The sequence below is a fragment of the Calyptranema fuscum S582 genome (assembly GCF_055793305.1).
This window is the reverse complement of the sequence record NZ_JBSLYH010000002.1, coordinates 252,715-268,127: the sequence shown is the minus strand read 5'-3', so window position 1 is coordinate 268,127 and position 15,413 is coordinate 252,715. Positions and strand designations below refer to the sequence as shown.

Below are 15,413 nucleotides of genomic sequence, written 5' to 3'. Positions count from 1 at the left end.
TGTCGGGAAACCGGATTTATCCCCTTGTCGAATTAAGATAACTCACTTCAGGGGAAAAGTACAGTAACTTGACCAATAAACCGTACTTTATTTTGATAAAGTTATTGTTAAATCTGAACGGAGATTCTAAGTCTGTAGGTTGCAAGCCTTGCTTCTATTGGCTTTGAGCGATTTCAGTAGCGTCCCGTTAGAACCACGCTCCAAATCTACGGCACCCCAATAAATCCCCTAATCTCTCACTGATTGTTCTAAAAAACGGACTAAACACTGATGAAAAGGGCGGTCTGCAAATCTACACTAAAACACTGGGGATTCATCTCCTCCCCTATGGATATTGCTTCTCCCGTTTCTCCGCAGAGATTTCAGTATCCGGGGATGAATTTGAGGGTGAACCCGAAGGGTTCACCCTCAAATTCACGCCCAAAACTAGCACTGTCTTCTCCGGATGTTTCTGCCTCTTCTTTTTTCTAAATCGGTAGCGCTATAGGACGCCCCCCTGATCACTGCATTCCTCGGAGTGGGCAAGCTAAGGTCATCCGCTAGCAACTGATTCATCTTGAATCTCTTGCTGTTCACCGTTGCATAGGGAAAATCGTCATGGTTCAGAAAGCGTCAAAAGGCCAGTTGAAACAACGTATTTTTATCTTGTTTTCAGGGCTTATGTTTACGGGGTCTCTGGGTGCCAGTACGCTGGCGCTTTATACCAATGCGGGTCAGCCCACGGTAACTACCGCCCCCGCAGAAGAAAACAATACGTTAGAGGCTCAAGCCACCGGATATGAAGCTGTATTAGACCGAGAACCCGATAACCAAACGGCTCTAGAAGGGTTGGCGAATACGCGTATCCAGATGAATGATCCCGCTGCCGCGATCGCACCCTTAGAGAAACTGATTGAACTTTATCCCGATCGCCCTGACTATGTCGTGCAACTCGGTGCTGTAAAACAGCAAGTCAGCGATCGCACGTCTGAACGATCTGAATAAGATAGGGAATAGCAGCCTGTTTCAGTTCCCCCTAAATCTCATGACGGGGATTTAGGGAGATCGAGCAGGATGGTAACTTCTCGTTCAAGAGGTGTGTACACGACATGGCTTGCAAAAAATCATGGAGGAGATTTCTGAGAACGATGTTATCCCTATGAGGGCAAAGCATTCGTTAGATAATCCCTGGTAAATGGCGAAAAATCATGGTTCGAATACTTCGCCCTTACGATTCGTTGGTATACCTTTTCTGGAAATCGCCTTAGTTCGAACCCAGCGCGAAGCGCTATAAATCCTAAACCTTTTTCTTAACCCCCATTCCCGACCCCGTTTATGACTCAACACATCCTGCTTTACACCGATGATCCTGGTATTGGAGGCGTCGCCCAATACAATCACAGCATTCTCTTAGGTCTGGTAGAGCACGGATATCGGGTAACGAGTGTTCAGGGTGTCAATACCAATCCGCTGGTGGATGAACAAAAACAACGGGGCGTTCAGCACGAATGGCTTGATTTCGATCCTGTTAAAGAGTTTGGTCGCACGTTTACCAATACTGCCGATGCTCAGGGCATTTTGTCTCGACTCCAGCCCGACTTAATTTTGTTTAGCGATGCTTGCCCAATTTCCAATTTTGCCGCTAAGCAAGTCGCTCTGCATTTGGGCATTCCCTTCGTCTCGGTGATTGGATTTGTAGCACCGTATCTGGCGCAGCATTTTGGCATGGGGGTTGATCCGTCTGTCTATTTAGAAATGTTAGGACGGCAGTATGAGTATGCGCGCGAGGTGATCGCTGTTTCGCAAGACAACTTGCAATTACTACGCGATCTATTTCACCTTCCCGCAAACAAAGGACGCGTCATCCACTACGGCAGACCAGAGCGATTTTTTGCACCCCGTAATCCAGACGTGCGCGATCGCTTGCGTCAAGAACAAGGGATTCCCGAAGATGGCATTGTTTGCCTGACAACGGCTCGGTTAGAGGCAATTAAAGGGTTTCAGTACCAGTTAGATGCGATCCTTCAATTGATGGAGACGCCTATCTGGTCAAAGCTCTATTTTGTCTGGGCAGGGGATGGGCAACTGAAGCAATGGTTGCAAGAGGCGATCGCTGCCGAATCCATGGATGACCATGTCAAGCTTTTAGGCCATCGCTGGGATATTGCAGACTGGCATGATGCTGCTGATATCTTTATTTTGCCGTCAGAATTAGAAGGAATGCCACTGTCTATCATGGAGGCAATGGCAAAAGGAACGCCGGTGATCGCCTCGGCAGTCAGCGGTATTCCAGAAGAGATGGGCGATACGGGTCAGATTTTACCCAACCCCAAGAAAGATTCACAAGCTGCGATCGACCAACTGGTGAGCACGATTCAAGCGTGGGCTGACGATGCCGAACTGAGACAGAAAATTGGGCAGGCAGCCAAGCAACGGGCAGACACGATGTTCCAACAAAGTCGTATGGTGGAAGAAACCCTTCAGGTACTGGAACACGCTTTGCAACCTACTCACCAGCCTCCTTCTTCCAGCCCCACCCCTAACCATGCTGGGGCAACCTCATCGTCAACGGTCAATTTTCCGGAGCGCGATTATGTTTCTCCGGGGATGAAACGGGTAAACCCTGACGCCGCCTTTCCCCATAAAATAGTTGGCGATCCAGCAACGTGCCTCTGGCAATATTTGCGACGAGACATTCCGCACAATTGGTATGTGGATGAACGCTGGCAGATGGTCGGGTTTCTCAGCCGTGACGAAGCCCACATTCTCTACAACAGTGCCCTTCAGTTTCAGGGTCAGCGGGCGTTAGAAATTGGCTGCTGGTTGGGATGGTCTGCCTGCCATCTAGCCCTGGCGGGTGTGAAACTGGATGTGATCGATCCGATGCTGGGCAGGGTGGAATTTTATGACAGTGTCACCAGTTCTTTAAAGACGGCAGGTGTCTTAGACTCCGTCAATTTGTTACCCGGTTATAGTCCCCAAGCTGTTGAGCAACTGGCAACCCAGCATCAGCGCAAGTGGTCGTTGATCTTTATTGACGGGAATCATGACGCTCCGGGTCCCCTACAAGATGCGATCGCCTGTGAAACTCTGGCTGAACCCGATGCGTTGATTCTCTTCCATGACCTGGCATCTCCCGATGTAGCCCAGGGATTAGACTATCTGCGGCAACGGGGCTGGAATACCATGGTGTACCAAACCATGCAAATTATGGGCGTAGCATGGCGTGGCAATGTTCAACCCGTTCAGCACCAACCCGACCCCAGCATTAACTGGCAACTGCCATCCCATCTGACGTACTACACCGTCAGCGGACTCTCCACCCCCCGCACTCCCTCATCTTCCCCCCCTTCCCCTTCTTCCCCCTCTCCCCAATCCCCCCCCTCTCCCCTCCCCTCCTCTTCCCAACCTCCAGAAGCGATCGCCGATCACGTGCGAGACTTGATGCGACAGGCGGTTGCCAGCTTCAATAACAGCGATCCAGTCGAGGCATTGCGGCTATCTGAACAAGCCCTTGAAATGGGTGTGTTCGTGCCCGAACTGCACTATCTGCACTCGGTACTGCTCTGTGAAGTTGGGCGACATCGCGAAGGCTTGGCGGCAGCTCAAGCAGAATTAGCTGCCAATCCCAACCATGCCCAAGCCAGAGAGCAAGTTGAGAAGCTGACGAATGCTCTGTTTACCTCGAATGTCAGCCCCATTCCAACCGCAGACCGCACCTGGAATACAGCACTCCCCCGCGATACGATGTTGTCGTTGCATCGAGCCTCTCTAAACTACAGCTATCGGGGCGTGCCGATGATCAAAAATCCCTTTGATCTGGCAATTTATCCCATGCTGCTATGGAACCTGAAACCTCGCACCATCATTGAAATTGGTTCTAAAGATGGGGGCAGTGCCCTGTGGATGGGCGATATGCTAAACAACTTTGGCATTGATGGGCATGTTTACTCCATCGATATTGTTCAGGTCAAAGGGCTGCTGCATCCTCGTGTCACCTTTATGGCAGGAAATGGACGAGCATTAGCAGAAACATTAACCGCTGATTTTCTCAATCAGTTGCCTCGTCCCTGGTTGGTAATTGATGATGCTGACCATGCCTATGAAACCACCCATCACATCCTAAATTTTTTCCATCCCTATCTCAAGTCAGATGAATACATCGTTATCGAAGATGGCATTATTTCAGACCTATTTCAGGATGAGGACTATAACAGTGGTCCCCATCAAGGGCTAAAGGAATTCCTGGACGCTCATAGCGACGACTATGAGATTGATAGCAACTACTGCGATTTCTTTGGCTACAACCATACCTGGAATACCAATGGCTACTTGAAAAAGGTGAAGGAGACACCCATTCCTTCTGAGGTTGAAGCTACTTCAGAGCCTCAGTCTAGCGCTCAAACAGATACCTTACTGACGCAACTGTGTCGTTATGTCGATGCAACGGTTGTGCCCGATGGGTTGCCTGTTACTGTCCCGTTTGATAAAGAGACTTTACGCGGATGGTTGCAACAGGGCAGAGCATTCATTGCCCAAGGAGCAGTTGAACCAGCGATCGCCATTTACCAGCAAATCTTAACGATGAATCCTGCGTCTGCGATCGCCCATCGCACCCTCAGCCACCTGTATTGGCAGCAAGGAGACATTGCCAACAGCGTACAGCATCAGGTGTGGGCAGGTTCTGCTGAAAAATTATTGATCAGCGATCGCCGCGAATTTGACGAGTTGTATGCTGTGATTCAGCCCTATACTCTACTCGAAGAACCACGTCTGCTATCGTTGTATGCCCTTGCCAAACAAACCTGTTTAGACGACATTCCCGGCAATTTTGTGGAATGCGGTACTTGGCGAGGTGGCTCAACAGCATTATTGGCAACATTGATTCAGCGCTATAGCTTGCGCCCCCGAAAACTCTATGCCTTTGATACCTTCGCTGGCATGCCCGAACCGACCGCTGCCGACCGGCTGCGAGGCATTCCTGTGGAAGAAACACCCTGGGTGGCAGGTAGTCTGAGTGCCCCGCTCGATGTAAACCTGGAGGTGATCTGTGAAGCCCTTCATGTCAGAGATCTGGTGATTCCGGGTGCTGGACTATTTGCTGATACATTGCCCAGTTATCGGGCTGAAATCGGTGAAATTGCTTTCTTACATGCCGATGCCGATTGGTATCAATCGACGCTAGATATCTTTAACAATCTCTACCACCAGGTGAATGGGCAGGGTGCCATCCAGATTGATGACTACCTTTTTTGGGATGGTTGCAAGCAAGCGATTCAAGAATTTGAGCGACAGCATCAGCTTTCGTTTGATTTACGTGGCATTGATCATAGTGGTGTCTGGTTCCGCAAATCTGATTCGTTTGACCAAGACAGCAATCATTTTCAAACGCTGTGGCACCTGGCAAAAACGGCTGAACGGTTCGGTGATATCGGCTTAGCCAGACAAGCAGGACAGGCAGCCTTAAAACTGATGCCGGGATTATTAAAAGTCGAAACTCTGCTGGGTCACAGTCCAAGTGTCCAGACACCCACGGCTCAACCCACGGCTCAACCTCAATCCCCATCTAAACTCAAACTCAATCCGCTGGTTTCAGTTGTCATACCCTGCTACAACCAATCAGCCTATCTTCAAGAGACGGTTGCCAGTGTGTTTGCTCAAACCTATGACAATTGGGAGATCATCATCATTAATGATGGCAGCACCGATACCAGCAAACAGATTGCTGAAGAAATAATTGCAGCCCATCCCGAACGCCGCATTCGCCTGATCAATAAAGCCAATGGTGGACCCGCAGACACCCGCAATGCTGGCATTCAGGTGGCTGAGGGAGATTACATTTTGCCGTTAGATGGTGACGACATACTGGTTGAAGATGCGATCGCCAAACTATTAGCCATTTGTCTAGAACAAGAGCAAGCCTGTGTCGCTTTTGGTTCTTACAGAATGTTTGGACAGGATGATCGACAGATCATCAGCGCTGATTTGTATTCTCCAGAAAGAATCAAAGAACTAAATATGTTGCATCCTTGTTCGTTGTATCCCAAATCGGTTTGGCAAACCGTGGAAGGCTACAAGCAGGGCATCGACGGCTACGAAGACTGGGAATTTTGGGTTAACTGCCATATTCACCAGATTCCTTTTGTGGGCACCAGAGATGTTGTGGTGAATTACCGCAAACTACAAGGTTCAATGCTTGATCGGGTGGAAGACAAGCGCGCCAAGCTCTATGCCAAACTGGTAGACTTTCATCCCGATTACTTTGGAGCGGATGCAGTTCGTCATGCCGAGGCAACACTTCAGGGATTTGCAGCCCTGGAATCGGTTGGCTTAGAATCGTTGAAGCAGTTAGAAGACGTTATTCAACAGTGTCAACAGCCCAACACAGCCTTGTTAGCCATCGGTCAATTACGGCGGGTGCGCAAGCATTTGGCAGAACACTGGTTAGAATTGCTGGAAGATGAATTAGAAGCCATTTATGATAGTCCACTGGGACAGGCACACCAACTATTGTTGAGCAGTGGGCTACGTGATGAACCCCTGACCGAATCAGAACGCCAATTTCGCGATGAAACAATTGCCTTTTTGAATGAAGGGGTCGCCATTCCCGGTGGGATACAGCACTGGTTAGCTCTGACGTTGTATGCCTATCCTTATGAACTAACGGTGCCCTTTGATTTGATGGCAGTACCCAAATGGTTGCTGTCGGATTATATGCAGTATCGCGTCGTTGCACCCCAGATTTTTCAAACGGTAGGGCAGGTCGATCGCCACTGCAAGTATTTAGAGCGGTGGATCGACTACTTGCATCAGCAAATTCTTTGTCAGCCGAACTCAGCCCTGTGCATTGATGCGGCTCTGACATTTGTAACAAAGCCTGCATTTAAAGCGTGTCTATTGCCGTTATACTTCACAACCAAAAATTGGCGTGATTTGTATATCAAACGGGGTGAAATTATTGAATTTGCCCTCCATCACACCGATGTTGAAGTAGACTATGTGCTGCCTGAACGAGCAGGCGATCGCTCAAAGATTCGGTTAGGCATTCTGGCAACCCACTTTAGCTCTCTTACCGAAACTTACGCCACCTTACCAACCTTCAAGCACCTCGATCCGGAAAAATTTGATGTCACGTTGTTCATGCTATATCAACATGACACGGCAATGGAAAAGCATTGCTATAGCTTTGCTTCATCTGTTGTGGCGTTACCTCAAGGGTTAGTCAATCGGGTCAAAACAGTTCGGGCTGCCGATTTAGACATTCTTCTGGTGGCGTCTAACGTCACCACAGGGTGCAGCGATGTGACGTTGCTAGCATCCTATCGTCTGGCACGCGTTCAAGCGACCAGCGTGTGTTCGTGCGTGACGACCGGGTTGCGCCATATGGACTATTACATTTCAGGGCAACTGACAGAACCCGATGATGCACCCCAACACTATACTGAAACATTGATGTTGATCGAGGGACCCGCTCACTGTTATGACTTTGGCTCAGACGCGAACCCAGTGGCAACAATAGCTCCCAGTCGCCATAGTTTAGGCATTAAAGACCACGAGATTGTGTATGCATCAGGTGCCAACTTCTACAAAGTTATTCCTGAATTAGAGCAAGCCTGGGTAAAGATTTTAGAGGCTGTACCCCATGCCAAATTAATGCTTTATCCGTTCAATCAAAACTGGGCAATGTCTTACTCCGCAAGGCTTTTCCGAGAGCGGATGATGAATACTCTGGCACAACACGGCATTAAAGACGATCGGGTATTAATTCTGGATCCAGTGCCTAACCTGGCAGATGTTAAAGCTCGGCTGGCATTGGCAGACATCTATTTGGATTCGTTTCCCTTTGCAGGTGTGACATCGTTGGTTGATCCGCTTGCTATTGGATTACCCAGTTTGACATTAGACGGACATTCATTCCGAGGGGGAATGGGAGCTGCATTTCTGCGAGAACTTCAGATTCCTGAACTGGTTACAGAAAATGAAGCTGACTATATTAACCAGGCGATCGCCCTTGGGACGGATTCGAACCTCAGACACCATATGCGCGATCGCATTCGGCAAGGAATGATGGCAAATCCTTCATTTCTAGACAGTGCCAGTTACTCCGCCAAGATGGGGGCTGTGTTTGAACAAATCTTCCAAAATTATCCTCAAACCGCCATGCGCAAGCAGTTTAAACTGCGCCAAATCAACTGGATTGCGTTCCCCGATTGGCAACAAGCAGAAGCAGACTTGTTCCAGGATTTATTAACCCTGCTACGGGCTGTTTTAACCTCACCCCATAGTGATCAAATCACCTTGCTGATTAATATCAATCGCATGAATGATGCTGAAGCCGATCTCCTGATCTCGGGTGCATTAATGCATCTGCTGACTGAAGAAGAAATTGAGTTAGACGGGGAAGGCCCTGAAATTTCGCTGGTCGGATGGCTGGAACGTTCGAAATGGCAAGATTTGTTATCCTGTGTTGCAGCTCGACTCGTAATGAATCATGATGATCAAGACGCGATCGCTACGTCTGGAGCAGACCAGCTACCGATGTTAGCAACTACTTCTAACCACGATTCCTAACCTGAATCGGTGATGCTCTAGATCTAGTGTCAATGTTTTGGAAGGCTCGCAGAGCGAGCCTTCCAAAACATTGACACTAGATTTGAAACACTACTGTTGCAAACACCAAATTTTGCAACACGGGGGTGGGGCTACGCCCCCACATAGGGATTCCATCCCTGTACCCCGTTGTAACACTTTTAATGGTGTCTACTGCATCTAAATCATTCCCTTCTATCAAACGGTCGGCAGCTATCCCCCATCATCTCTATGGCTCAGACAAATTCAGATCCCCAACTCACGGTAGATTCTCAGCAACAGCCCGATACTTACCCTGAGTTTTTAAAGAAAGATTTCAATCAATTGTTTGACACGATGGGGCTAGATGCTCGCCAAACCCAATTCATGCGATCGCGGTGGTTAGACCAGGTGCTATGGATGGAAAAACAGGCAGCCCATTGTCGCGATCGCCATTATCAATTGCGGTTGACTGCTATTATTTTGGGCGTACTGGTACCCGTTCTGGTTGGGATAGATCCAGGATGGAATCTTATGAGCCGTCGCATATTCAAAGGAATGACCATCGCATTGAGCAGTGTGGTAGCTGTCAGCACAGCAGTGGAAGAGTTTTTTCATTATGGCGATCGCTGGTATCACTATCGTCGCACTGTCGAATCACTCAAAGCGCAAGGCTGGCAGTTTTCTCAACTATGCGGTTCCTATCGCTCCTACAAGAGCCACAATGAAGCATTTACCATTTTTGCGGATCAGATAGAAGAAATCATTGCCCGTGACGTGGAAGTTTACGTGACTCAAATCGCAAAAGCAGAAGACCAGCAAAAGCAACAAAGTTAATATCAAAACATCTAGACAAATGAGCTTCTACTTTTGATTCCAATCGGCGCAATCGTTGGGGCAGTGGCAATGGCGATCGCCGGTGCTTATGGGTACGAATTCATAGTTTGGCTGGACGATCGCCAAACAGAGCCACCTCCCGCAGGCGCGATCGGAGCCGGATTAGGTCGGGCGATCGCGGCATTACTTCTCATGGTTGGAATGGGATGGATTGGGTCAGGACTGGGAGCTTACTGGGCTAGCCATTGGACAGGCTAAACTACAGATCTAGACCATCGCCAGCGGTGTCGAGAAGGTACTGACCTTCACTCCTGTTGGGCTTTCTAGCCTGTGACAGATGGCTGTCTGCCACGTATACAACACGTTTGTGTGGGCAGTCCTTTACAATATTTTTCTGCATCTGGACTGAGCAAAAGGAGTGAAATGAACGCTTTAATGAATCCGGTTTTCAAAAAACTGGAAAAATTTGCACCGAGTCAGGAAACCATGCAACGCATTGATGCACTGGTTGCCAAGTACTCTAAAGTCGGCAATTCCGTATTTTTCACGAATGATCAATTTCCTTGGTCTTACGAACTTGAGGCAAATTGGCACCTGATCCGGCAGGAGTTAGATCAGGTGATGGAATATGCGGACAGTTTGCCCAATTTCGATGAAATTTCCCCGCGTCAGAAAAAAATTGCTGGCGATAATTTGTGGAAAACGTACTTTTTCTATGCGTTTGGGTTTCAGGCTAAGAAAAATTGTGAGCGTTGTCCTGAAACCGTCAAATTGCTGAAAAAAATTCCAGGATTAAAGGTTGCCTTCTTCTCCATCTTGGCTCCAGGTAAACACATCCCTGAACACTACGGCAAGCATAAGGGCATCATTCGCTATCACTTGGGGCTCAAAGTCCCTGAACCCAGAGAAAAATGTCGAATTCGAGTGGACGATCAGATCCGCTATTGGGAAGAAGGTAAAAGTTTAATTTTTGACGACACCTTTCTCCACGAAGTCTGGAACGACACCGATGGCTATCGGGTGGTGTTATTTCTCGACATTGCCAGACCGCTACGGTTTCCGCTCTCGCTGGTCAACTGGCTGGTGAGTAATCTGATTGCAGCATCACCCATTGTCCAGGTGGCTCGGACGAATCACGAAAACTGGGAAAAACAATTTGAAGCCTACCTGAAATAATCTGCCTGGGGTAGTCCTAAAACAATAATGATTTTTTGTGGCGCGGGCGTCGCCCGCGCCACAAAAAATCATTACATGAATCCTGGATATTGGTCTATTGTGGCTCTACTATCCCGTGTTCCAGAAAGAGTTCATTAAAGAGTTGAGGTTGCGTGTCCTTCGGGCACGCAACCTCAACTCTTTTCATCATGATGAATTTCTTGCCAGGGTCAAACTCAGACCGGCTGTAGTTAGTGCGATCGCCGCTGTGACCCAGAGGACAATGGGTAGACCGCCATACACGGCGTGTTTATCAAGAAAATGCCCCAAAATCAGAGGCGAGATAAATTGCCCCAAGGAATTGAACCCTGTTCCGATCGCCAGGACACTGGCGCGAATATCGGGAGGCGATAAGGTTGCCAACGTGTTGTAAGCATTGGGGGTGATCAATCCAAACCCAGCACCGAATAGAACAGCCGTTGGAATGATCAATCGCAACTGGGTCAAAAAGGGAATGGTGCCAACCGTGAGCGACATCAAGACAAAGCCAAGGGCGATCGCCTGTCGAGGTCCCAATAGCTTAGCAACCCGCGTTGCCAGTAACGCAGAGACAATCACCGCTCCCATGCCGCGAGTGGCTAAGACTAAGCCATTCAGTTCAGGTCCCGCAGCAATGACCGCTTTCAGGTACATTGGCGTATAGATGACGACGGCATAGACAATTAAGGCGGCAGCAGCTAGTAAAAAATAAAGACCGGCAATTTTGGGATGGCGAATCGCTTTCAGCAGTTGATCTTTCTGCTCGCCCGCTACCATGGATGACTGACGATTCTGCGATTCGTCCAACCCCAGCGTCGCAATGATGGCTAACGGAACGCCTAACCCATACAAGTAAAATGAATGTTGCCAATGGGTTTGCCCAACCCAGCCACCTACCAGGGGAATTAAAATGCTGGCAGTAGTCATGGCGCTAGTGGCATAGCCCAAAATTCGCGATCGCTCGTCTCCATCATAAACATTACTCAGCAACCCAATACTGGCAGCCGCAATGCCGCCGCTGGTCACTCCCAACAATGCCCGGACAACGATGAGCAGCCCCAGTTGCGGAATAAAGGCACCCAAAATCCCAAAAAAGGCATACAGGAAGAGACAGGGAATCATTACCTTCAACTTGCCGACTCGATCTGCCACAATACCCATAATGGGTGTAAAGACGGCGATCGCCAGAGCATGGGCACTCACCAACATCCCCGCCCAGCGCGGATCAAAGTCAAGTTCTTGCACCATCTCTGGCAAAACTGGAGAAACAATTCCCCCCGTCATCGTGGTTAAGCAACCAGCCGCTAGCAGAATAAAAAAGATGCGGGTTCGTTTTTGAGACGACAGTAAATGAGTCTGTAATGAATGAGTAGATTCCGAACAAGTCTCGCCAGCAGGCAACATAAAAAAAAATGGATGAATATTTTTTAGGATAAGGGATCGATTTTCCCAGAGTCAGCCCAAATAGGACAGTTACAAACTGTGTCCCTAGTCACCCCATGTCTACACCCATGAGTTGGTAGATTAAAAACTCAGAATCGATCGATAATCTAGTACGCCAAATTAAACGTTTTGAAGGTGGGTTTGGGGGCGTAGCCCCCTTGAGGAGGCTACGCCCCCAAACCCACATTGCAAAATTTAGGTTTGGAACACTAGTAGACTCAACCCAAAATTTTGCACCGGGGTGCAGGGGTAGACCCCCTGCGTGGAGGCAACGCCTCCACCCCCTACATTGCAAAATTTAGACTCTGCAACACTAGTTCTGGTGACGTCAGTAGTTTTGGATGACGGACTCTCGGGCGAAAGATGGATTGACTTATGGGGGTATCAAAGGCTTAATAATTTATGTTCCCGTTAAATAGTATTAAGTTGTAATCACTCAATTACAATCTCACAATTTTGTAAAGAAAGTAACATTGTGATCAAGACGTTGAGTGCATAGATGCATTAGGTAGAAAGTACTAACGCGTCTTCCTGCCCCCCGTGAGATTTGCTGGTCAGGTTTTCTGTTCTGTAGCTCTCATGCGTAAGGTCAATTAAGTTAACTCGCTAGTTAAGAGGTAAGAGCAAAGCACATGGAATTGGCGATCACCCTGACAGGGCAGACGATTCAAAATAAAGTTCGTGAAGTAGGAATTAATCCCAATTACTGGTATCCTGCCGCCTGGGCCAACACATTGAAACCTGGAACTGTTATCCAAGTTACAGTTTGGCAGCAGGCGATCGCACTCTATCGCAGTGCAGACGGGCTTGTCTATGCAATGGAAAATGCCTGCCCCCACAAAGGCATTGAATTGCATAAAGGTCAGGTAGAGGGTGACAGGCTAGTTTGCCCCTATCATGGTTGGGAGTTTGATAGCACCGGCCAATGTGTTAATATCCCTTATTTCCCACCCGATCAAAAACTACCTTGTGCCCAGGCACGCAGCTACCCCGCTCAAGAACAGTATGGGATTGTTTGGATTTTTCCAGGAGATCCAGCGCTGGCGGAGACGTGCCCACTGCCCGAAGTGCCTGAGTATTCCAACCCAAATTGTTTGATGATTCCGATTACAGGTCTGTTTAACGCCCATTTCTCCATCTGCAACGAGAACACGATGGACGTGTTTCACGGCTTTCTCCACAAAAACCTGCAAGGTTGGTTCGACCCATTGCTGCTCAAACTTCGAGAATCAGAGTCTTCCGTCAAGGCAGATTACCGGGTTCACTATCAAGGATGGCTGACAAAGGTTTTGGGGCTCAGCTCCCAAGACAATGGTATAACCACGCGAACGGTTTCAGTGCATTACCAATATCCTCATTACCACAGCACGCTGGAAGGAGTCTCGTCGCTATATCTCATGCGCCTTCCGGTAGGACCTCATGAAACCCGTTCGTTCTCGTTGTTGTTCCTTAATCAGGTGCGTTTGCCGAAACGAATCTTGTCGCTATTGAAGCCATTGATAGTGCCACTTATTCTTCGTTTTCTGTTCATGCCGTTCTTAGAACAAGATGTTGACATGATGGAAAGTGAACAAAGAACCTATAAAGCGAATCCACAACGTCGGTATGTTGAAGTTAACCCTGCTATCATTGCACTCCAGCGGTTAATCGTCCGGCAGTACGAGCAATTTGTGCAACAATCTAGTCATTCACAGAGTCATAAAAATGGAAATTCTCAGAATGGAAATATTAAAGGATCTGTGACAGCACCTGACGCTATGACTTCGGCTCAGGTTGAACAGAGGTCAGAAAGCTCAGTTGCATAAATTTTGTTGACAATGGCTTTCAGATTGAGTTGCATCCTCCGATGTCAATGGTCTGAGCAGATCTCTGATTTTTTAGTTGAATGTTAATGGCAACTTCGTTCGATAGCACAGCGCCAATGCTGGACAGCTGATTTTAGCCCCTGCTGGAGAACATCAGAGCCAATCTGCGGTCAAGTCACACGAGCATAATATGTTTGGAGACATTAAGCGGTCTAAGTTAAGGTGAGGGGAGTTTACTGTGCAAGTTGTTAAAGAGTACGTTCAGCGCTGGTATGAAAGTGGGCTTGACCCAGACGAATATATTTGCCATGGCAAGCAAGGCAATTTAGTTGATATTGAAGATGCTGCAACTGGTGACAGGCGTACTGCGCTGACATTTTGCACAAATGACGTTTTGGGATTAGTGCAAAATAAGGCAGTACAGCAAGCTGCAATTGATTCAATTCTGCAATATGGCACGTCTAACAGTTCTTGCTCGGTGCTCAGTGGTCGGATCGACCTGCATCGACAGTTAGAAGATGAAATTTCGCAATTCAAACATCTGTCTCATACCCAGTTGTTTTTGAATGCTTGGATGGCGATGCAGGCGTTGATGGATGCTTTCTGTCATCTAGCCATCCCGGTTCCAGGGTTCCAACATACCCGAGAAACCTTGATCTTGACGGATGTTTTGAATCACGGTTGCATTGTCTCGGCGATCGCCAATGCCGGAACTCGCTCTGGTAAATTATTCGGTCATAGCCCACGGGTACGGGTGCGCGCCTATCGCCACTGTGACATGGAAGATTTGACCCGCAAACTTCAGCGCTATGCCCGACCAGACGACCGGATTATGGTGGTCTCTGATGCGGTGTTTTCCATGGATGGTGATATTGCGCCGTTGCCAGCGATGATCGACATCCTGCAAAACTATGAAGGCAGTGTCTTGGTGATGGATGAAGCCCATGCCAGCGGTGCGCTGGGTGCAACCGGACGCGGCATCTATGAGCACTTTGGCATCTTGCCTCAACATGCCATCGAACGAGGAGTGGTGCCGTTGATCATGACCACCTTCTCTAAGTTTGCGGCATCTGCTGGGGCTGCGATTAGTACCCACGTTGCCGAACTCAAACCTCTGCTCAATGTGTCGCCATCGTCGATTGGGACGATTTCTCTACCTCCTCCAACCACGGCAGCAGCGCTAGAGAGTATTCGTCAAGTGCGTCAACACCCAGAGTTAGTGCGGCGCTTGCATGAAAATACGCGCTATTTGCGATCGCGGTTAGCCGATCATGATTTTGAAGCGATCGGTGAAACCAACGTCATCCCCGTGATTTTGCCCCCCGAAATTAATCCGAAGGTGTTTGCCAGAATCTTGATGAAAGACCATGGCATCTGGGTTTCTCCCATTTGGTTTATCGCCAAGCCTCGAATTCGGATCACGGCTAATGCCATTCATACTCGCGAAGAGATCGATCATCTGGTCGAGGGCTTGGTCACCGCACGGGATGTTATGTATAAATCCACCATTAGTGCGTAAAAGCTGGCTATAAAGCAGATGTGTTTTGAGAGCCGCGCGGAACGCGCGGCTCTCAAAACGTATCTGCC

General features: G+C 48.5%; 8 protein-coding genes. 7 read left to right on the top strand and 1 reads right to left on the bottom strand.

All coding sequences use genetic code 11. The features are described 5' to 3' along the window. Positions 1–660: 660 nt before the first annotated feature. The 5 genes from ACR6Z4_RS02620 (at position 661) to ACR6Z4_RS02600 (ending at position 10,560) form a co-directional block, all read left to right on the top strand. Positions 661–984 (top strand): tetratricopeptide repeat protein, encoded by a 324-nt coding sequence (locus ACR6Z4_RS02620; RefSeq protein WP_479715653.1) that lies wholly within the window; start codon positions 661–663, stop codon positions 982–984. A gap of 330 nt (positions 985–1,314) precedes the next feature. Continuing rightward, complete coding sequence (locus ACR6Z4_RS02615; RefSeq protein WP_479715652.1) at positions 1,315–8,550, top strand: CmcI family methyltransferase; 7,236 nt, start codon at positions 1,315–1,317, stop codon at positions 8,548–8,550. A 249-nt stretch (positions 8,551–8,799) separates the two neighbouring features. Further along, on the top strand, positions 8,800–9,384 hold the full coding sequence (locus tag ACR6Z4_RS02610; RefSeq protein ID WP_479715651.1) for a DUF4231 domain-containing protein: 585 nt from the start codon (positions 8,800–8,802) through the stop codon (positions 9,382–9,384). Positions 9,385–9,417: 33 nt separating this feature from the next. Beyond that, the gene (locus ACR6Z4_RS02605; protein WP_479715650.1) at positions 9,418–9,642 is read left to right on the top strand and encodes a hypothetical protein; all 225 of its coding nucleotides are present in this window, start codon (positions 9,418–9,420) and stop codon (positions 9,640–9,642) included. A gap of 165 nt (positions 9,643–9,807) precedes the next feature. Continuing rightward, positions 9,808–10,560 carry an aspartyl/asparaginyl beta-hydroxylase domain-containing protein gene (locus tag ACR6Z4_RS02600; RefSeq protein ID WP_479715649.1) on the top strand — a complete coding sequence of 251 codons (753 nt, stop codon included), beginning with the start codon at positions 9,808–9,810 and terminating at the stop codon, positions 10,558–10,560. 186 nt (positions 10,561–10,746) lie between these two features. On the opposite strand, the gene ACR6Z4_RS02595 is transcribed toward ACR6Z4_RS02600, so the two are convergent. Then, positions 10,747–11,982 carry an MFS transporter gene (locus ACR6Z4_RS02595; protein ID WP_479715648.1) on the bottom strand — a complete coding sequence of 412 codons (1,236 nt, stop codon included), beginning with the start codon at positions 11,980–11,982 and terminating at the stop codon, positions 10,747–10,749. Between the two features lie 671 nt (positions 11,983–12,653). On the opposite strand from ACR6Z4_RS02595, the gene ACR6Z4_RS02590 reads away from it, so the two are divergent. Beyond that, positions 12,654–13,826 carry an aromatic ring-hydroxylating dioxygenase subunit alpha gene (locus tag ACR6Z4_RS02590; protein ID WP_479715647.1) on the top strand — a complete coding sequence of 391 codons (1,173 nt, stop codon included), beginning with the start codon at positions 12,654–12,656 and terminating at the stop codon, positions 13,824–13,826. Between the two features lie 238 nt (positions 13,827–14,064). Continuing rightward, positions 14,065–15,345 (top strand): aminotransferase class I/II-fold pyridoxal phosphate-dependent enzyme, encoded by a 1,281-nt coding sequence (locus ACR6Z4_RS02585; protein ID WP_479715646.1) that lies wholly within the window; start codon positions 14,065–14,067, stop codon positions 15,343–15,345. The last annotated feature ends 68 nt before the right edge of the window (positions 15,346–15,413 follow it).